Annotated in this window: 19 protein-coding genes and 1 riboswitch; of the genes, 5 read left to right on the top strand and 14 right to left on the bottom strand. The window is 73.0% G+C overall.

All coding sequences use genetic code 11. The features are described 5' to 3' along the window. Positions 1–168 precede the first annotated feature (168 nt). The 14 genes from B4M60_RS12080 to B4M60_RS12015 form a co-directional block, all read right to left on the bottom strand. Positions 169–960 (bottom strand): ABC transporter ATP-binding protein, encoded by a 792-nt coding sequence (locus B4M60_RS12080; protein WP_291084230.1) that lies wholly within the window; start codon positions 958–960, stop codon positions 169–171. Between the two features lie 2 nt (positions 961–962). After that, on the bottom strand, positions 963–1871 hold the full coding sequence (locus B4M60_RS12075) for an ABC transporter permease (protein WP_291084227.1): 909 nt from the start codon (positions 1869–1871) through the stop codon (positions 963–965). Next, positions 1868–2845 (bottom strand): ABC transporter substrate-binding protein, encoded by a 978-nt coding sequence (locus B4M60_RS12070; protein ID WP_291084224.1) that lies wholly within the window; start codon positions 2843–2845, stop codon positions 1868–1870. Before B4M60_RS12070 ends, B4M60_RS12075 begins: the two co-directional genes overlap by 4 nt. 105 nt (positions 2846–2950) lie before the next feature. Beyond that, complete coding sequence (locus B4M60_RS12065) at positions 2951–3754, bottom strand: siderophore-interacting protein (protein ID WP_291084221.1); 804 nt, start codon at positions 3752–3754, stop codon at positions 2951–2953. Positions 3755–3838: 84 nt separating this feature from the next. Beyond that, entirely contained in the window at positions 3839–4117 is a 279-nt protein-coding gene (locus tag B4M60_RS12060; RefSeq protein ID WP_291084218.1) for a metal-sensing transcriptional repressor, read from the bottom strand. After that, on the bottom strand, positions 4114–5073 hold the full coding sequence (locus B4M60_RS12055; RefSeq protein WP_291084215.1) for a sulfite exporter TauE/SafE family protein: 960 nt from the start codon (positions 5071–5073) through the stop codon (positions 4114–4116). The genes B4M60_RS12060 and B4M60_RS12055 overlap by 4 nt, the downstream gene beginning before the upstream one ends. A gap of 82 nt (positions 5074–5155) precedes the next feature. Beyond that, a complete protein-coding gene (locus tag B4M60_RS12050) occupies positions 5156–6550 on the bottom strand; it encodes an MBL fold metallo-hydrolase (protein ID WP_291084212.1) in 1395 nt (464 codons plus the stop codon). A gap of 154 nt (positions 6551–6704) precedes the next feature. Next, positions 6705–7241 (bottom strand): hypothetical protein, encoded by a 537-nt coding sequence (locus B4M60_RS12045; protein WP_291084209.1) that lies wholly within the window; start codon positions 7239–7241, stop codon positions 6705–6707. 4 nt (positions 7242–7245) lie between these two features. Next, on the bottom strand, positions 7246–7617 hold the full coding sequence (locus B4M60_RS12040; RefSeq protein WP_291084206.1) for a hypothetical protein: 372 nt from the start codon (positions 7615–7617) through the stop codon (positions 7246–7248). A gap of 92 nt (positions 7618–7709) precedes the next feature. After that, positions 7710–8525 carry an MBL fold metallo-hydrolase gene (locus tag B4M60_RS12035; RefSeq protein WP_291084203.1) on the bottom strand — a complete coding sequence of 272 codons (816 nt, stop codon included), beginning with the start codon at positions 8523–8525 and terminating at the stop codon, positions 7710–7712. Further along, positions 8525–9313, bottom strand: a complete 789-nt coding sequence (locus B4M60_RS12030; protein ID WP_291084201.1) for an ABC transporter ATP-binding protein — start codon at positions 9311–9313, stop codon at positions 8525–8527. Before B4M60_RS12030 ends, B4M60_RS12035 begins: the two co-directional genes overlap by 1 nt. Continuing rightward, a complete protein-coding gene (locus tag B4M60_RS12025; protein WP_291084199.1) occupies positions 9310–10338 on the bottom strand; it encodes a FecCD family ABC transporter permease in 1029 nt (342 codons plus the stop codon). The genes B4M60_RS12030 and B4M60_RS12025 overlap by 4 nt, the downstream gene beginning before the upstream one ends. Beyond that, positions 10335–11228 (bottom strand): ABC transporter substrate-binding protein, encoded by an 894-nt coding sequence (locus B4M60_RS12020; RefSeq protein ID WP_291084197.1) that lies wholly within the window; start codon positions 11226–11228, stop codon positions 10335–10337. Before B4M60_RS12020 ends, B4M60_RS12025 begins: the two co-directional genes overlap by 4 nt. Before the next feature lie 113 nt (positions 11229–11341). Next, positions 11342–11401: riboswitch (cobalamin riboswitch) on the bottom strand. Positions 11402–11510: 109 nt separating this feature from the next. Continuing rightward, positions 11511–13028 (bottom strand): carotenoid oxygenase family protein, encoded by a 1518-nt coding sequence (locus B4M60_RS12015; protein ID WP_291084194.1) that lies wholly within the window; start codon positions 13026–13028, stop codon positions 11511–11513. 116 nt (positions 13029–13144) lie between these two features. Here B4M60_RS12015 and B4M60_RS12010 point away from each other — a divergent pair, with 116 nt between their 5' ends. From B4M60_RS12010 to amrS, 5 genes are all read left to right on the top strand, one after another. Next, a complete protein-coding gene (locus B4M60_RS12010; RefSeq protein WP_291084191.1) occupies positions 13145–14371 on the top strand; it encodes an acetyl-CoA acetyltransferase in 1227 nt (408 codons plus the stop codon). A gap of 101 nt (positions 14372–14472) precedes the next feature. Continuing rightward, complete coding sequence (locus B4M60_RS12005; protein WP_291084187.1) at positions 14473–15411, top strand: DUF5996 family protein; 939 nt, start codon at positions 14473–14475, stop codon at positions 15409–15411. After that, entirely contained in the window at positions 15408–16337 is a 930-nt protein-coding gene (locus B4M60_RS12000; RefSeq protein WP_291084185.1) for a winged helix-turn-helix transcriptional regulator, read from the top strand. Before B4M60_RS12005 ends, B4M60_RS12000 begins: the two co-directional genes overlap by 4 nt. 55 nt (positions 16338–16392) lie before the next feature. Further along, positions 16393–17838, top strand: a complete 1446-nt coding sequence (gene amrB, locus B4M60_RS11995) for an AmmeMemoRadiSam system protein B (RefSeq protein ID WP_291084182.1) — start codon at positions 16393–16395, stop codon at positions 17836–17838. After that, on the top strand, positions 17835–18748 hold a 914-nt coding region (gene amrS / locus B4M60_RS11990), incomplete at its 3' end, for an AmmeMemoRadiSam system radical SAM enzyme (RefSeq protein WP_291084180.1). The genes amrB and amrS, both read left to right, overlap by 4 nt.

Below are 18748 nucleotides of genomic sequence, written 5' to 3'. Positions count from 1 at the left end.
CGCCGGCGCTGGAGGCGGGGGCCGGCCGCCGCCCCCGCGGGTGTCGTGCGGCGTGGGGGGCGCGCGCCCGGCCCCGCCGCGGGGGGGGGGGGGGGGGGCCCGCGGCGGGCGCCCCGCCGCTCGGGTGATCGGCGGGGCCCAGCCCAGGAAGGCCCGGCCCAGGAAAGCTCAGCCCAGGAAGGCCTTGTCGGACAGGGTGGCGCCCTTGATGTTGGCGAACTCCTTGAGCAGGTCCTGCACGGTGAGCGAGGCCTTCTTCTGGTCGTCCGCCTCGTAGACGATCCGACCCTCGTGCATCATGATCAGCCGGTTGCCCAGGCGGATGGCCTGCTCCATGTTGTGGGTGACCATGAGAGTGGTGAGCCCGCCCTCGTGGACGATCCGCTCGGTGATGGTGGTGACCAGCTCGGCCCGCTGCGGGTCCAGGGCCGCGGTGTGCTCGTCGAGCAGCATGATCCGCGGCTGGGTGAACCCGGCCATGAGCAGAGAGAGCGCCTGCCGCTGACCGCCGGACAGCAACCCGACCTTGGCGGTGAGCCGGTCCTCGAGCCCCAGCTCGAGCATCGCCAGCTGCTCGACGAACGTGCCCCGACGCTTCTTGCTCAGCCCCGGGCCGAGCCCGCGCCGCTTGCCGCGCAGGAACGCCAGCGAGAGGTTCTCCTCGATGGTGAGGTTGGGCGCGGTCCCGGCGAGCGGGTCTTGGAACACGCGGCCCACGTACTTCGCGCGCCGGTAGTCGGGCATGCGGTTGACGTTCCTGCCGTCGATCTCGATGCTGCCGCTGTCGGCGATCAACCGGCCGGATACGGCGTTGAGCAGCGTCGACTTCCCGGCGCCGTTGGAGCCGATCACGGTGACGAAGTCGCCCTCGGCCATCGTCAGGTTGAGCCGGTCCAGGGCCGTGCGCTCGTTGACGGTGCCCGGGAAGAAGGTCTTGGACACATCGGTCACGGTCAGCATCGTCACGCCTCCTTGGCGCTGGTCGCGGCGACACTCGTCGCGGTCGATCTCCGCCCGACACGCCCGCCCACGGCTTTCCACCGGGGCACGAGCAGGGCGATCACCACGAGGAGGGCCGTGATGGCCTTCATGTCGTTGGGGTCCAGGCCCACGCGGAGCGCGGCGAAGATGATGAGGCGGTACAGCACCGCGCCCACGATCACGGCGAACACGGCGAGCAGCAGCCTGCGCTGCCCGAGGATCGCCTGCCCCAGGATCACCGACGCCAGGCCCACCAGGATGAGGCCGATGCCCATCGAGATGTCGGCGAAGCCCTGGTACTGGGCGATGAGCGCCCCGCACATCCCCACGAACCCGTTGGACAGCGCCAGGGTGAGGGTCTTGGTGAAGTCGGTGGAGACGCCGAAGGAGGAGATCATGGGGCCGTTGTCGCCCGTCGCGCGGATGGACAGGCCGAGGTCGGTGGTGAGGAACCACACCACGACGAGGCCCAGGAGGACCACGGCCAGGGCGAGGACGGCGACGCCTCCCCAGGTGCCGAGGATGCCGGCGTCGCGCAGCGGGGTGAAGGCGGTGTCCCGGCGCAGCAGTGGGACGTTCGCGCCGTCCATGATGCGCAGGTTAATGGACCACAGGGCGATCATGGTGAGGATGCCGGCCAGGAGGCCGTCGATCTTGCCCTTGGTGTGCAGGAGCCCGGTGACCGTGCCTGCCAGGAACCCGGTGACGAAACCCGCGAGGGTCGCGAGCACCGGGTTCCAGCCGGCGATGATGGCTACGGCCGCGGTGGCGGCCCCGGTGGTGAAGCTGCCGTCGACGGTGAGGTCGGGGAAGTTGAGCACGCGGAAGGTCAGGTAGACCCCCAGCGCCATGACCCCGTAGATGAGGCCTACCTCGACGGCGCCGATCACTTGCGGTCGGCCTTGGCGAGGATGTCCTGGGGGATGGTGACGCCCTGGCGCTCGGCGGCGGCCTCGTTGACCACGTAGGTGAACTCGGTCGCGGTCTCGACCGGCATGGTGGCCGGGTCCTCGCCGTCACGCAGGATGCGCAGCGCCATCTCGCCGGTCTGGCGGCCCAGCTCCTCGTAGTCGATGCCGAGGGTGGCCACGGCTCCACCCTCGACGGTGCCCTCCTCCGCCGCGATCACCGGGATCTGCTTGTCCTCGGCCACCTGCACCAGCGAGGCGATGCCGGAGACGATCATGTTGTCCGTGGGGACGTAGATGGCGTCGACGTCACCGAGGGCCTCGACGGCCTGCTGGATCTCGTTCACGGTGGTGACGGTCTGGGTCTCGATCTCCAGGCCCAGCGGGCCGGCGGCCTCCTCGGCCTGGTCCACCTGCACCTGGGAGTTGACCTCGCCGGAGGCGTAGACGATCCCGATCCGCTTGGCGTCCGGGACGATCTGCTTGAGCAGCTCGAGCTGCTCGTCGATCGGCGCGGCGTCGGACGTGCCGGTCACGTTGGCGCCGGGCGCCTCCATCGAGTCCACGAGCTCGGCCGAGACCGGGTCGGTGACCGCGGTGAACAACAGCGGGATGGTGGTGATGTTCTGCGCCATGGCCTGGGCGGCCGGGGTGGCCACGGCCAGCGCGAGGTCGAGGTCGTCGGCCGCGAACTGCTGGGCGATGGTCAGGGCGGTGGCCTGCTCGCCGTTGGCGTTCTGCTCGTCGAACTCGACCTCGACACCGGCCTCGTCGAAGGCGGCCTTGAACCCGGCCGTGGCCGAGTCGAGCGCCGGGTGCTGGACCAGCTGGTTGATGCCGATCCGGTAGGGCTCGTCACCGCCGCCGGTCGAGTCGTCGGCGCCGGAGCAGCCTGCGAGGACGAGCGCCGAGGTGGCCACCAGTCCGGTGATGAACGTCGCGCGGGAGAATGCCATGTGCCATGCCTTGTCTACGGTCACGGGTGAACGTGAGGGGCCGGATGCGGTGAACGGTGCTGGCACATGAGGGTACTAGGTCTTTCCGACACGGTGACCCGTGACTCACCTGCCGGGCGGTGGATCCGGTTCCGAGTCCGCGAGTTCGCGTTTCCAGGTGCGGAAACCCTCCTCGGTGCGGCCACGGCGCCAGTACCCGGAGATGGAGGCGCGGTCGGACGGCACCCCGCGCTCGCGCCGGAGGTACGGCCGCAGGTGCTTCATCACGGTCTCCGCCTCGCCGTGGACGAACACCTGCACGTCCCCGCCCGGCCACGGCATCCCCCGCACCGCCGCGACCAGCGGGGCGTCGCCGTCGACCAGTCCGGCGCCGGCGTCCGTGGTGGGCGTGCCCCGGCGTACCCACGTGACGGGCACCCCCACCGGGGCGGTCAGCTCCAGCTCGTCGTCGTCGACTCCCACCTCGAGGAACGCCGCGCCGACGGCGTCGGCCGGCAGCGACTCCAGCGCGACGGCGATCGCGGGCACGGCCGTCTCGTCCCCGGCGAGCAGGTGGAAGTCGGCCCCCGGGTCGGGCCGGTAGCCCCCTCCCGGTCCGCGGACGGTGACCTCGGTCCCCGGTGCGACCGAGCGCGCCCACGGGCCCGCCACGCCCTCGTCGCCGTGGACGACGAAGTCGATCCACAGCTCCTGGGCCGCCGGATCGACCCGGCGCACGGTGTAGGTCCGCACCACCGGGCCGTCCTCGGACGGCAGCTCGAGCTTGACGTAGCTGTCGGTCTCCTCGCGGGGGAGGAAGGAGTCGAACCCGGCGCCGCCGAGGACCACGCGCTCGAGGTGCGCGCCCACGGTCTCGGTCCGGAGGACGGTGAGGGTGACCGGTGCGGGTCGGGTGCGATCTGGGGGCATGGCGCCGTCCTCGGTGCGGGGGTGGACTCAACTGACTTAGGCAAGCCTAACAGTCAGGGGCCCCACCGGCCGGGGGGCCGCGGGTCAGGCGAGCGAGAGCAGCAGCTTCTCGAGCTCCGCGGCGGTGAGGCCGGACCCGTCCCCCGCCGCGTCGTCCCCGGTTACGGCGCACTGGCTCATGGCGTTCGAGACGAGCGCGAAGCCGACGCCGTTGAGGTCGCGGGAGACCGCGACGAGCAGGTCGACCGTGGCGCGACAGGAGTCCCGGCCCTCGACCGCCGCGATCACGGCGTCGAGTCGCTCGCGCGCACTCTCCAGTCGGGCGGTGACCTCGGTCCCGGTCCGGGGCGGGGTGGCGCTCACCGTCGTGACCCGGTCCGGGCGGGCTCCAGCGAGGGGTCGCCGGGGGCCCCGAGGTCGGGGCCGGAGGACGTGTCGTCCGTGGCGTCGGCGGGGCGTCGATCGGACGTGCGGAGCGGGCACCGGTCCCCGGCGACGAGCAGGCAGCCCACCGCCGCGAGGACGACCACCCCGACCGCCCCGAGGATGATCGGCCCGGCGGGGAAGGGCAGTTCCTGGGAGAGGACGAAGGCGCCCATGAGCAGGACGAAGTAGCCGAAGCCCTTGCGCAGCGCCTGCTCCGGCACCACGGAGGTGAGCCGGACGCCGATGAAGGAGCCGGCGATCGCGGCGGCGGTGACGGCGGCGACCAGCGGCCAGTCCAGGCTCACCGAGGTGAGGTATCCGGCCAGCCCGGCGAAGGACTTCATGCTTATCACGAGCAGCGAGGTGCCCACCGCGGCGGTCATCGGCAACCCGGCCAGGAGCACGAGGGCCGGGACCACGAGGAAACCGCCGCCGGCCCCCACCAGGCCGGTCGCGGCTCCCACGACAAGGCCGTCGAGCAGGATCCGCCACAGGGGATGGTCATGCGACCCGGCCCCACCGCCGTCGTTCTTGCGGCCGCGGATCATCGCGCCCGCGGTGGCGATCATCATCGCGGCGAACGCGATCATGAGGATCGCGCCCGGGATGTGTCCGCCGGCGAGGCCGCCGAGGAACGCGCCGAGCATTCCGGCCGCCCCGAAGATCAGCCCCGTCCGCCACTGGACCCGACCCTTCCGGGCGTGCCCGACGAGGCTGGCGAGCGAGGTGGCGCCGACGACGAACAGGGAGGTCGCGATCGCCTCCTTGGGGTCGAGGCCGCCGACGTAGGTGAGCAGCGGGACGACGAGGATGGAACCGCCCCCGCCGAGCAGGCCCAGGGACAGGCCGACCAGGACGGACAGTGCCACGACGATGATCATGGTGATCTCCATGGCATGCGCCTTTCTCCGGCGGGGGCGCCGGCGTTACTTCGGGGAGACGGTCCGGGGTGGGTGGGTCTGGGGGTGAGCCCGGTCAGACCGTCGCGAGGTTGCGCTCGGACCACGCGGCGTAGCTGCCCTCGAGCTCCACGACCCGGTAGCCGGCGCGACGCAGGGCGCTGGCCGCGACCGAGTTGCGGACGCCGCTCTGGCAGTACGTCACGATCGGGCCGTCGGTCGGGAGGCGGTCGAGGTTCCAGAGGACCCGGCCGCCACTGAGCTGCTCGGAGCCCGGGATGTGGCCGTCGGCGTGCTCGGTCTTGTTCCGCACGTCCAGGACCATGGAGGCCTCGAACGACCCGAGCTCGTCGGGGCCGATCATCTCGGGGGTCGTCATGGGCAACCCGTCGAGGCTCGTGGTGTAGCCGGTGACCGTGTCGATGCCCACCCGGAGCAGGTGGTCGCGGAACTGATCGGCGACCTCGGAGTCCTCGGCGAGGACCACAAGGGGTGTGGTCTCGCGCTCGGGGTCGTAGACCCAGGCGCCGAAGGACGCGGCCTTGGCGACGCCGGGCACGTTGAGCGACCCGGCGACGGTGCCGGCGTGGACCTCGTCCTGGCCGCGGGTGTCGACGACGACGACCCGGTCGGCCTCGAGCGCGGCGGCGAGCTCGGCCGACTCGTACCGGTGCAGCGGGGCCAGCGGTCCGAGGACGGCCGGGCCCTCCTTGTTCTGGCGCTTCATCCGTCCGAAGTACGCGTGGGCGTCAGGCTGGCCGTCGAGCAGCTCGTCGACGAAGCCCTGCTCGTCGTCGCGCTCGAGGTAGCCGGCCCACCAGGCGAAGCGACGCTCGTAGCCGACGCTGGTGGACGGGAGGGCGCCCAGGGCCTTGCCGCAGGCGCTGCCGGAACCGTGGCCGGGGAAGACCTGGACGTGGTCCGGCAGGGTGAGGAAGGACTTCTTCAGGCTCTGGAAGATCTGCTTGGCACCGCCGAAGCGGGTGTCGACCCCGCCCGCGGCCTCGTCGAGCAGGTCCGGTCGGCCGAGGTCGCCGGAGAAGACGAAGTCGCCGGTGAGCATGTACCCGGGGGCATCGGCGAACGCCCCGTCGGTGATCAGGAAGGACAGGTGCTCGGGGGTGTGGCCCGGGGTGTGCACGGCCTCGACGGTGATGTTCCCCAGCGCGAGCCGGTCACCGTGATGCAGGCGCTCGGCCTCGAAGCCGTACTGCCAGTCCGCGCCGCCCTCGCCGGAGACGTAGATGCGCGCGCCCGTGGCCTCGGCCAGTTCGCGGGTGCCCGACAGGTAGTCGGCGTGGATGTGGGTCTCGGTCACGGCGGTGATGGTCATGCCGTGCTTCGCCGCGAGGTCGAGGTACTGGCGGACGTCGCGGCGGGCGTCGACGACCACGGCCTCGCCCTTGGCCTGACAGCCGATGAAGTATCCGGCCTGGGCCAGGTCCTCGTCGTAGATGCGTTCGAGAAGCATGGGGCTCTCCTTGTGGATCGGGGTTCCCGGCGGTGGGTATGCCACGAGAATACATACCCCTGGGGGTATCCACAAGATGCCCCAGGGGGTATCTACGATCGGCGACGAACGGCCCTGCGAACCCCCGAACCCCCGCGCCCCCGGGTCGCGCGGCTCAGCGCCCCGTCTCGTCGGCGACCATCCGGTGAACCGACCGGCGCAGCTCGGAGTTCAGCCGGTCCAGGTCGACGGTCTGCCGGGTGAGGTCGGCGACCGTGACGGGCCGGTCGATGACCGATCGGGCGTGCTCGGTCTCCGCCCGCAGGAGGAGGTCCTGGAACGCGACGTCGTGGACCGCCCGGCGTTCGAGACGGTCGAAGGACTCCTGCAGCGGCGTCCCGATCGCCCGGGTGACGGACAGGTACCGCCACGCGGCGAGGGAGGAGGCGAGGGCCTCCTGCGCGGCGGAGTGCGAGCCCGCGGCGATCCGCTGGGCGCGGGTCCCGGAGGCCTGCAGCGGCTCGGTGCCCTGGGTGAGGCGGGCGCGTCGACGCAGATCGGCCACCGCGGAGGAGAGCAGCCACCCGGCCGCCCCGAGGCCGGCCACCACCGCGGCCACACCGACCAGGAACACGATGAGGCTGATGATCATCGAGACCACGATGAGCAGGCCCACCGCGCCGACGCAGCCGACGCCTCCCCTGGACCCCACGGGGTCAGCCCGCCATTCCGGAGATCATCGCGACCGCGACGCCGATCGCGACGGCGGCGGCGAGGACCGCGCCGATGATCCTGGCGACCGCCGACCAGAGGAGCCGCCGCCGTTCCTCCTCGGCGCGAGCCGGGGTCAGCGGTTGCGCGGCCGACCCGGCGGCGACCAAGTCGACGGCCCGGTCCTCGGCCCACCTCGGGGCAGCGGCGGTCGCCGGATCCGTGCCCAGCGGCAGGAGGCAGACCCGCGTGCGGTCGGCGTCGCGGACCCGGGTGAGCGCCTCGAAATGGGCCAGCGCGACGCCGGCGTCCGCCTGTGCGCGCGCCGCCTCGGCCCGGGCCCTCTCGGCCGCCGACGGGACGTTCGGTGTGGTCACGGCGTGCGCCTCCTGTCCTCGATCGGTCCCCGATCGAGCTCACCCGCAGGGTAGGGCGGGGGTCCGACATCCCCCTCGCGAGCGGGCGCGGGTCAGGGCGACGTCGGACCGGAGGCGACGACCTCGCCGTCGAGTCCCGCCCGGGCGCCGTGCTCGGCCAGGCGCGCCGCCAGCCTGTCGAGAGGGGGGTTGTGGTGGCCCAGGTGCACGGCCACCACGTCGGTGTGGTGGTCGACCGCCCCGGCCAGCCGGAGCGACGCGAGCATGCGGCCGAACCGGGCCAGCCCGAGGTGCGCCTGCGAGACGTCCTCGCGGTCGCCGAGGGTCTCCTCGAGGAAGACGGCGTCGAACCCGGCGCCGCGGACGGCGTCGAACCAGTCGTCGGGCCACGGCCCGGTGTCGGTCGCCCAGAGGATGCGCGCGCCGTCGGGGCCGGTCACGTCGTAGAGCACCGCGTCCCCGTCACTGAACACCCGGTGCCACGCGGGCAGGACGCGCACGTCGTAGGCGCCGACCGCGATGCGGTCCCCGGCGGTGACGGGGGTGAAGCGCACGGGGTCCCCGGGGCCGACCCAGGGTCGGCACAGGTCGAGGGCGTCGGCCGGGCCGACCACCTCGAGCCGGCCGACCCCGGGGACCCAGGAGCGGGAGAGCAGCGCCTGGGGGCCCAGGTGGTCGGAGTGGGCGTGCGTGATGAGCAGATGTCCGACCCCCGCCAGCGTCCGCCCGAGACGCGACGCGGCCCCCGGCGCCTCCGGTCCGCAGTCGATCAGCAGCTCGTCGTCGACCAGCGCGGAGGTCTGGCCCCGCAGCACGCCGCACCGGCGTGCGTCCTCGCACGACGCGCACCGGCAGAACGGGTTGGGCCACCCGTCGGCGGCGCCGGTCCCCAGGAGGACGACCTCCATCAGGTCCCCGCCCCCGGCTCCCGCAGCGGCAGGACCGCTGGGCCGTCGCGGCGACCCAGGACCTCGACGCGGGCCCCGTACACCCGGGCCACGCGCTCGACGGTGAGCACCTCCCCGGGCGTCCCGTCGGCGATCAGCCTCCCGCGGTCGAGCAGCACCAGCCGCTCGCCGTAGTGCGCGGCCGAGGTGAGGTCGTGCATGGCGGCCACCACGGTGAGCCCGGTCTCCCGGCGCATCGAGTCGACCAGGTCCAGCACCTGCTGCTGGTGCCCGATGTCGAGGGCGCTCGTCGGCTCGTCCAGGAGCAACACCCGCGGCTCCTGCGCCAGCGAGCGACCGAGCACGACACGCTGGAGCTCGCCGCCGGACAGGGTGGTGGCGGTGCGGGAGGCGAGATCGCGCAGGCCGAGTCGGTCGATCACGTGCTCGACCACCTCGTCGTCGCGGGGTGACTCCGTGCCGAACCGGGGGATGTGCGGGGTGCGGCCCAGGCGGATCAGCTCCCGCGCGGTCACGCCCTCGGGGACGATCGGGCGCTGCGGCATCATCGCCACGGTCCGGGCGATCTTCCGCCGGCCCGCCCGGCGGGGGGACAACCCACCGATCTCGACGTGGCCGGCGGAGGGGATGAGGCCCGCGAGGGCGTGGAGCAGGGTGGTCTTGCCCGAGCCGTTGGGGCCGACGAGCGAGATCCAGGCCCCGGTGGGGACGGTGAGGTCGATCCCGTGGAGGACCGGGGACCGGTCGCGGGAGACGCGGAGGCCGCGGCAGGACAGGGCGACCGTCATATGTGGCCCCGGCTCCGGCGGAGGACGAACAGGAAGAACGGGGCGCCGATCGCGGCGGTGACGACGCCGATGGGCAGCTCGGCCGGGCTCATGGCGGTCCGGGCGACGATGTCCGCGAGGATGAGGAACGTGGCGCCCACCAGCAGCGACAGCGGCAGGAGCAGCCGGTGGCCGGGGCCGATCACCAGCCGGACGGCGTGGGGGATCACGATGCCGACGAACCCGATCAGGCCGCTCACGGAGACGACCGCGGCGGTGCCGAGCGTGGCCGCGCTGATGAGGACCAGCCGCACCCGGGCCGGCGTGACACCCAGGGTGGAGGCCTCGAGGTCGCCGACGGCCATCACGTCGAGGGTCCGGCGGAACAGCGCGATCACCCCGACCGACACCACGACGTACGGGAGCACGGTCCACACCTCCGACCAGCCGCTGGTCGTGAGCCGGCCGAGCATCCACGAGTACACCTGACGCAGGGTCTCGTCGTGACGTTGCATGAAGAAGGTCTGGATCGCGCTGGCGAACGCGGCGACGGCGACGCCGGCGAGGATGATGACGACCTCCGCGCGTCCGCCGCCGACGCTCTGACCGAGCGCGTAGGTGGCCATCACCGCGATCATGCCGCCGGCGAAGGCCGCGGGCGGCACGAGCGCGGAGCCCATGGCCCCGCCCGCGACGATCGCCAGCGTCGCGCCCAGCCCGGCGCCACTGGACACGCCCAGGAGGTACGGATCGGCGAGCGGGTTGCGGAACACGCCCTGGTAGGTGGCGCCGGCGAGCGCCAGCATCGCGCCGACGATCCCGCCGAGCACCACCCGCGGGATCCGGATCTCCCACAGGATCACCTGCTGGCGGGGCGTGAGCCCCGAGTCGACGGCCACCACCGGCAGCTGGTCGAGCAGGTCCAGCAGGACGCCGCGCGGGGTGAGGCCGGCCGGGCCGACCAGGGTGCCCGCGAGCAGCGCCGCGAGGAAGAGCAGCGTCGCCCCGCCCAACACCAGGGCGGGGCGGGGCGACGGGCGGGTCACGACGCGGGCTGGCCGGACGGGATCCGGTTGACGATCCCGGCCACCTCGCGCATGAAGTCCACCACGCGGGGGCCCCATCGGCTGGCGACGTCCTCGTCGACCACCACGACGCGGTCCTCCCGGACCGCGGTGAGCTCGCCCCAGCCGGGCCGCTCGGCCACAAGCTCCGGGGTGATCCCGCAGCACTGACCGTCGGCGAGCAGGACCAGGTCCGGGTCGGCCTCGAGGATGAGCTCCTCCGACAGTTGCGGGTAGCCGTTGCCCCCGGTGGCGATGGAGGTCATCCCCAGCAGGGAGTAGATCTCGCCGATGTAGGTGTCGTCGGTGACGGTGTAGAGGGTGTCGTCGAGCTCGTGGAAGTAGGTCAGCGGGGTCTGTCGCGCCGGGACCGAGGCGACGATCTGATCGATCTCCACCCGCATCCGCGACACCAGTTCGGCGGCCTCGCCGACGTGTCCGGTGGCGGCGCCGACCTGCTCGAGCTGGGTGTAGGTGTCGTCGAGGGTGGCGGCGGCGGGCAGGAGCAGCACCTCCACCCCGGAGCGTTCGAGCCCGGCCACGATGTCGCCGGTGTCGTCCGTGGCCACCACCAGGTCGGGCTGGTAGCCCAGGATCGCCTCGAGGTTCGGGGTGTACCCCGACAGCTCGGTGCGCGGAGCGCCGGCCGGGAAGTCGGAACGGTCGTCGACGGCGACCACCTGCTCGCCCGCGCCGACCGCGTACAGCATCTCGGTGGTGGTGGGGCTGAGCGAGATGATCGCCCGGGGCTCGCCGGGCGGGGGACCGTCGGCGGCCGGGGTGGAGTCGTCGGGACCGGTGCACGCCGCGGCGACCAGCGCGACGGCCGTCAGGGCCGCGACGACCAGCGAGCGGGCTCGTGGGTGGTGCACAACATCCTCCGGGGCTCGGAGGACGAGGGCGGCTCGGGCCGCGACGCGGACGCCGCTGCACGCAACCGCCCTTCGTCCGAGGTCAGTTCGTACGGCACCGCGGCACCGGCCGACCTGGCTCGCCCGCGCGAGGCGGGATCACAGTTGCGGGACAGCGTCGGATTCGCACCGACTTCCGCCGCGTACCACGGACGTCCCGCGCGGGCGCAGGACCAGTCGAGCGTAGCCGACCCCGGGGCCCGCGGCAGAACCGTCCGCCACCGCGCCCCGACCGTCGGGCCCCTACAGCCCCACCGCCTGCGCGGCCGTGTCCGCGGTGTCCCAGCGGCGCAGCTCGGCGCCCGCGACCCACGTGGAGTGCGTGCCGCTGGAGATGCGTTCGGGCAGGCGGAGGGTGCAGACCGGGCCGTCGGCGACCCGGGAGGCGTCAAAGACCAGGGCGAAGGACGCGTCCTCGTTCATGTCGGTGGTGAGCGTCACCAGGTAGCCGTCGTCCTCTCCGGTGCTGCCGACGCGCGGGGCCATGGAGGTCTCGCTGCCGTACACGCCCTCGCCCAGGGCGTAGTGCTCCTCGGCGCCGGTCTTGACGTCGTGCCGGACCAGGCCGTTGAACAGGAAGCGGCCCGGGACGCCGGTGGCGGCGTAGACGTAGCGGTGCTCGCGGCCGCCCAGTGCGCCGTTGATCATCCCGAACTCGGTGATCGTGTCCGTGAGGCGCTCCTCGCGGGTCTGGCCGGTGCGCAGGTTGAAGCGCCAGCGGTGCAGACGGGTCTGGAGGTTGTCCAGGGCCAGGTAGCGGAAGATGCGGTTCATCATGTCGCCGCTGCCGTCGTCCTGCGGCTCGGGGCAGCCCTGGTGGAAGCCCTCGAGGACGATCTCCTCGCCCTCCTCGTAGGCGTTGGTGAAGTGCAGGACATAGGTGGGATCGGCCTCGAACCACCGGATCTCGGCCGTGGTGCCGCGGCGCGGGATGACGGCGAAGCGGGCGGGGAGCTCCCTGTGGAATCGGGGGACGTGCAGGTCGTGCGTGAGCAGTTCCGCGTCCCAGAACATGGGCAGGTCGTTGAGGATCGAGTAGTTCTCCGTGAACGCCATGTCGTGCGGCAGGCGCGGGCCGGGCAGGGGGATCTCGGCGCGGTGGACCACGCTGCCGGTCTCGTCCACCACGCCGTAGTTCATGTACGGCGTCTGCTTGCCGTAGTTGAAGAACAGCAGCTCGCCGGTGTTCTCGTCGACCTTGGGGTGGGCCGAGACGCCCCAGTCGCGCGGGAATCCGCCGTTCCAGTCCTCCTTGCCGAGGGTGCGCCCGCTGTACGGGTCCAGGCTGTAGAGGTCGCCGCACATCCAGAAGCTGGTCAGGGCCCGGCCGCGGTGGACCGTGACGTCGGTGCTCGAGGCGTCCTTCATCCGGCCGCGGGCGCCCCAGCCGTCCTCGCGCAGCGCCCAGTCCGGCATCTCGGTCATGCCGGCCCACAGCGAGCGGCCGGCCTCCTGCTCGTCGAGCAGCCCCTCGGTGCGGATGAAGCGGTTGCGGTAGAAGGCCTTGCCGTCGCGGAAGCCCACCACGTGGATCATCCCGTCGCCGTCGAACGGGTGGTAGTGCTTGATCGCCGGGTGCAGGGGGTTCTCGGTGTTGCGCAGGTAGATGCCGTCGAGGTCGGCGGGGATCTCGCCCGAGACCACCTCGAGGTCGTCGGCCTCCCACTCGGTGTCCTGCGGCCGCCACGGGCCGGAGCGGTAGGGGTGGTCGTCGTCCTCGGGGAGGGTCGACAGCAGTTTCCCGACGAGCTCGACGTCCATACCTGGTTCTCCTTCTGGGGGCGAACGATCTACGCTACAACTAGAAGAGTGACTAGGTGGGGCGGTGCTGTCAAGCCCCGCGACGACACCTCGACCAACTGGAAGGTGGGCCCGCGATGAGCGACCCCGTGTGGATCGTCGGCGGATACCAGTCGGACTTCGCCCGCAACATCGCCCGGGCGGGCCTGGAGGTCTCCGATCTGGTGGGCGAGGTCGCGCAGCGGACCCTCGAGTCCGCCGGCGTCGAGCCCGGCGAGGTGGGCGTGATCCACCTGGCCAACGCCTTCGGGCAGGTCTACACCGGTCAGGGGCATCTCGGGGCCATGCCCGCCACCATGCTGCCCGACCTGTGGGGCGTGCCGGCCACCCGCCACGAGGGGGCGTGCGCGTCCGGGTCGTTGGCCGTGCTGGCCGCGATGGCGGACCTGGAGGCGGGTCGCTACGACTGCGCGCTCGTGCTGGGCGTGGAGATCGAGAAGAACGTCCCCGGCGACCTCGGCTCCCGCTACATGGAGGGCGCGGCCTGGCTCGGCCACGAGGGCACCGACACGGCGTACATGTGGCCGCACATGTTCAGTCGGATCGCGGACGAGTACGAGCGCCGCCACGGACTCGATCCGCGGCACCTGTGGGCCATCGCCGAGCTCAACACCCGCAACGCCAAGGCCAACCCCAATGCACAGACCCGCGCGTGGGCGCACCCGGCGGAGGCGTTCACCGACGACGCCGCGGCCAACCCCGTCGTCGAGGGCCGGCTGCACAAGGCGGACTGCGGGCCCCTCACGGACGGCGGCGCCGGGGTCGTCCTGGTCTCCGATCGATTCCTGCGCGCGCGGGGCGGGCCGGGGTCGGTGCGGTCCTCGCGGATCCTCGGCTGGGGGCACCGCACCGTCGGGTTGCCGCTGGACGAGAAGCTGCGCCGGAGCGAGGGCTCACCGCTGATGTTCCCGCACGTCGCGCAGGCCATCGGGGACGCGTTCGCCCGCGCGGGTGTCCCGGGCGTCGACGGCGTGGACCTGGTGGAGACCCACGACTGCTTCACCTCCTCCGAGTACATGGCCATCGACCACCTCGGCATCACCCCGCCCGGCGAGAGCTGGCGGGCGATCGAGTCGGGAGAGCTCGAGATCGGCGGCCGCATCCCCGTCAACCCGAGCGGCGGGCTGCTCGGCGGCGGGCATCCCGTGGGCGCGACCGGAGTGCGCATGCTGGTGGACTGCCACAAGCAGGTGACCGGCACCGCCGAGGGCTACCAGGTGGCAGACGCGCGCCGGGCCGCGATGCTCAACATCGGCGGCAGCACCACCACCACGGTCAGCCTGGTGGTGGGGCGGGACGACTAGAGGCCCGGACCGACCGAGGCTCCGGTGCCGGTCGGGCGGTACTGGCCGCGGGTCCGTGCGGGTATAACGAGGGGACGAGGTCTCCGACCGAGGAGCGCGACATGACCACCACCCCCTGGCCCCGACTCCGCACGGATGACTGGGCGGCCACCCGGGACACATTGCACCTGTGGACCCAGATCGTCGGCAAGGTGCGGATGGCGCAGTCGCCGCTGGTCAACCACTGGTGGCACGCCACGCTGTACGTGACCGCGCGGGGGCTGACCACCGGGTCGATCCCGTCGCGGGCGGGAATCGTGGACGTGGAGCTGGACCTGGTCTCCCACCGGTTGTCCGCCCGCTCGTCCGAAGGTACCCACGGCGGCTTCGCCCTGGAGGGGCAGTCCGTGGCACGGTTCTACGCGCAGACCCTCGAGGTGCTGGCCGACCTCGGGGTGGACCGCCCGGCGTTCCAGCCCGCCCCCAACGAGGTCGACCCCGCCGTCCCCTTCGCCCGGGACACCGCGGGCCGCGAGTACGACCCCGACGCGGCCCACCGGTTCTGGCAGCAGCTCGTCCGCGCCGACCGCGTCCTGGGCGAGTTCCGGGCGCGCTTCGCGGGCAAGGTCTCGCCGGTGCATTTCTTCTGGGGGTCGATGGACCTGGCGTGCACCCGCTTCTCGGGCCGCCCGGCGCCCGCGCATCCGGGCGGGGCCCCCAACTGCGCCGACTGGGTGATGGTCGAGGCGTATGACCGGGAACTGAGCAGCTGCGGGTTCTGGCCCGGCGGCGGTGACGAGGGCGCGTTCTACTCCTACGCCTACCCCACCCCGCCAGGCTTCGCCGAGCGGGAGGTGAGCGTGGGCGGGTACCGGGCCGACCTCGGCGAGTTCGTGCTGCCGTACGAGGTCGCGGCCGGGTCCGCGGATCCGGAGGCCACCGTGCTCGGTTTCCTCCAGGAGACCTATGAGGCCGCGGCGGAGCCGGCGGGGTGGGACCGCGGGCTGCTCGAGGCGGATCCGGGTCGGCTCGACGCGCACCGCTACCGGCGAGGCCGGTGACAGCCCGGACCGGGAGCACGGCGCTCGGGCCGGGCGGCCCCAACGCCATCGCCGTAACCCTCGGCCTGCTCGGCGACGAGTGGAACCTGTGGATCCTGCGCCACGCGGTGGACGGCTGCCGCCGCTACGGGGACTGGATGGGGCGCGGCCCCATCTCCAACACGGTCCTCACCGGCAGGCTGGGCAGGCTCACCGAGGCCGGGTTGTTCGACCGGGTCCGCTACTCCGACCGGCCAGCCCGCCACGAGTACGTCCTCACCCGCCGCGGTCGCGACCTCTGGCCGATCCTGCTGGCAATGTGGGCGTGGGAGAAGGACCGCGACCCCACGGCCGCGCTGCCCGAGATGCGCCACGGCCGGTGCGGGGAGCTGTTCTCCCCGGTCACCGCGTGCGCCGACTGCGACCGACCAGTCACCCGCGCCGCCGTCACGGCGGCCCTCGGCCCCAGCGGCGACTGGACCCGGAGCGTCCCCGCCTCCGTGGGTCGTCGCAGGTCCACCGGCGCGCGGCGGCCGTCGCCGTACCTCGACCGCACCATGGAACTGCTCGGCGACCGGTGGTCGGCCGCCCTGCTCGGGGCGCTGATGATGGGCGGGAGCAGGTTCACCGAGCTCGCCGACCGGACCGGTGCGCCGCCGGCCGTCCTCGCCGACCGACTGCGCCGCTTCGAGGACGCCGGCGTGGTCACCGCCGTCGAGAACCCGGAGCGGCAGGACCGGGTGGGGTACGTCCTCACCGCCCGGGCGGAGGCGTTCTTCCCCGTCATCACGCTGATGATCGCGTGGGGCCAGCGCTGGTTCCGGGCGCCGGAGGGGCCGGCGATCTCCCTCACCCACGCCTGCGGCGCGCCGCTCCGGCCGCGACTCCGGTGCGACCGCTGCGGTGAGGAGTTGCGGGCGTCGGAGGTGACCGTGGAGGACGGGTGACCGCTGTCGCCCGCCCCGGAATAGGCCTACCGTGGACGGCGGAGGTCGATGCACCATGACCGTCGCCGTTCGCCCGCCCGCCGTCGCCGGGTCGTTCTACCCGGGGGCCGCCGATGCGCTGCGCCGCGAGGTCGAGCGGCTGCTGGCGGACCCCGCACCCGCCGGCGCCACCACCGGAGTCAGCACCGCCGGAGCCGCCACCACCGGCGACGGCCCACCCCCGCCCGACCCGCGGATCCCGCCCCGGGCGCTCGTCCTGCCCCACGCCGGGTACGAGTTCTCCGGCCCGGTCGCGGCCGCGGGGTACCGGCTCGTGGCCGACGCGGTCCGCTCCGGTGCCGTCCGCCGGATCGTCGTGGTCGGGCCGGCGCACCGGGTGGCGGTGGACGGCGTCGCCGACGCCGGCGTGGGGGCCTTCGCCACCCCGCTCGGTGAGGTGGAGGTTCCCGCCGACCTGCTCGCCACGCTGCGCCGCCGCCTGGCGGACACGCACCCGGGGTTGCTCGTCACCTCGCCCGCCGTCCACGCCCGCGAGCACTCCGTGGAGGTCCACCTGCCGTTTCTCCGGGTGGTGGCCCCGGGGGTCCCCGTCCTGCCGCTGGTCGCCGGCCACGTCGAGCCGGAGGGCATGGCGGCGCTCGTCGCGGCGATCCTCGCCGAGGACGGCGTCCTCCTCATCGTCAGCTCCGACCTCTCCCATTTCCTCTCCGAGTCCGAGGCCCGGCGCGTCGACGCCGACACCCTGTCCCGCGTGACCGGCGCGGGGTCGCTCCTGCCTCCCCGCCGCGCCTGCGGGGCGGTGCCGTGGAACGGCCTGATGCTCGACGCCGCCGCCCGCGGGCTGCGCGCGACCGTGCTCGCCCACTCCACCAGCGCACGGTCCCCGCGCGGGGACCCCGCCCGGGTGGTCGGCTACCCGGCCGTCCGCTACGACCCGATCGGACCGACGCTGCCCGCCTACGCCCGGGCCGTGCTCGCGCACCACCTCGGGGCGGGCCGGGACCCGGGGCTCTCCCCCGGCTGGCCCGCCCTGCTCGGACACCCCTGGCTGCGGCGCGACGGCGCATCCTTCGTCACGCTCACCACGGCGGGGCGGCTCCGCGGCTGCGTCGGGACCATCGAGCCCTACCGGGGGCTCGGGGCGGACGTCGCCGGCAACGCCCTCGCGGCCGCCACCCGCGATCACCGCTTCGAGCCCGTCACGCCGGGCGAGCTGCCCGACCTCCACGTGGAGGTCTCGGTGCTCTCGGCGACGGAACCGGTGGCGGCCGACGGGCTGGAGGCGGCCACGCGGGCGCTGCGCCCGGGGGTCGACGGCGTGGTGCTCTCCGGCCGCGGGCGGAGCGGGGTGTTCCTGCCGCAGATGTGGGATCCGCTGCCCGAGGCCACCGACTTCATGGCGGCGCTCCGGCGCAAGGCCGGGCTCGACCACCTGGACTGGGACGACAGCTGGAGTCTGCGACGCTTCGTCGTCGACAAGTGGGGGGAGGACCGGACATGACATCGCCACGCGCCGCCACACGCCCGTACGTGGGTCGATGGTGGGACACGACCGACGACGGCCGGGTGCAGTGCAACCTGTGCCCGCGGCACTGCCGGATGAACGAGGGGCAGCGGGGGTTCTGCTTCGTCCGCATGAACACCGGCGGGCAGCTGATCCTCGACACCTACGGACGCAGCTCCGGGTTCTGCGTGGACCCCATCGAGAAGAAGCCGCTCAACCACTTCCTCCCCGGCACCTCCGTGTTGAGCTTCGGCACCGCCGGCTGCAACCTGGGCTGCAAGTTCTGCCAGAACTGGGACATCTCCAAATCGCGCGAGACCGACACCCTCGCCGACGCGGCGAGTCCGGGGGCGATCGCCGACACGGCCGTCGGGGCGGGGGCGACGTCGGTGGCGTTCACGTACAACGACCCGGTGATCTTCGCCGAATACGCGATCGACGTGGCCGCGGCGTGTCACGAGCGGGGGGTCCGGACCGTCGCCGTGACGGCGGGGTACATCGAGGCCGAGCCGCGGCCGGAGTTCTTCGCCGCCATGGACGCCGTCAACGTCGACCTCAAGGGCTTCACCGAGGAGTTCTACCGCACCGTCACGGGGGCGGAGCTCGAGGTGGTCAAGGACACCCTGCGCCACCTCGCCACCACCGACACCTGGCTGGAGATCACCACGCTGCTCATCCCGGGCAGGAACGACTCGGACGCCGAGATCGCCGCGATGTGCGAGTGGGTCGTGTCCGAGCTGGGGCCGGACGTGCCCCATCATTTCTCGGCCTTCCACCCGGACCACCGCATGCGCGACGTCGAGCGCACCCCCGAGCTCACGTTGCGGCGGGCCCTGCAGCACGCGCGCGACGCCGGGGAACGCTACGCCTATACCGGCAACATCCACGACAAGGACGGCGACACCAC

Source organism: Dietzia sp. UBA5065 (assembly GCA_002415925.1).
In the GTDB taxonomy this organism is placed as follows: Bacteria; Actinomycetota; Actinomycetes; order Mycobacteriales; family Mycobacteriaceae; genus Dietzia.
The sequence above is the reverse complement of the archived record's forward strand: the minus strand, read 5'-3'. Positions and strand labels throughout refer to the sequence as shown.

Coding starts and splice junctions, on each gene's coding strand:
- B4M60_RS12080 (WP_291084230.1), bottom strand. CDS start 960: ATGCTGACCGTGACCGATGTGTCCAAGACCTTCTTCCCGGGCACCGTC.
- B4M60_RS12070 (WP_291084224.1), bottom strand. CDS start 2,845: ATGGCATTCTCCCGCGCGACGTTCATCACCGGACTGGTGGCCACCTCG.
- B4M60_RS12065 (WP_291084221.1), bottom strand. CDS start 3,754: ATGCCCCCAGATCGCACCCGACCCGCACCGGTCACCCTCACCGTCCTC.
- B4M60_RS12055 (WP_291084215.1), bottom strand. CDS start 5,073: ATGGAGATCACCATGATCATCGTCGTGGCACTGTCCGTCCTGGTCGGC.
- B4M60_RS12050 (WP_291084212.1), bottom strand. CDS start 6,550: ATGCTTCTCGAACGCATCTACGACGAGGACCTGGCCCAGGCCGGATAC.
- B4M60_RS12035 (WP_291084203.1), bottom strand. CDS start 8,525: ATGGAGGTCGTCCTCCTGGGGACCGGCGCCGCCGACGGGTGGCCCAAC.
- B4M60_RS12030 (WP_291084201.1), bottom strand. CDS start 9,313: ATGACGGTCGCCCTGTCCTGCCGCGGCCTCCGCGTCTCCCGCGACCGG.
- B4M60_RS12015 (WP_291084194.1), bottom strand. CDS start 13,028: ATGGACGTCGAGCTCGTCGGGAAACTGCTGTCGACCCTCCCCGAGGAC.
- B4M60_RS12010 (WP_291084191.1), top strand. CDS start 13,145: ATGAGCGACCCCGTGTGGATCGTCGGCGGATACCAGTCGGACTTCGCC.
- B4M60_RS12005 (WP_291084187.1), top strand. CDS start 14,473: ATGACCACCACCCCCTGGCCCCGACTCCGCACGGATGACTGGGCGGCC.
- amrB (WP_291084182.1), top strand. CDS start 16,393: ATGACCGTCGCCGTTCGCCCGCCCGCCGTCGCCGGGTCGTTCTACCCG.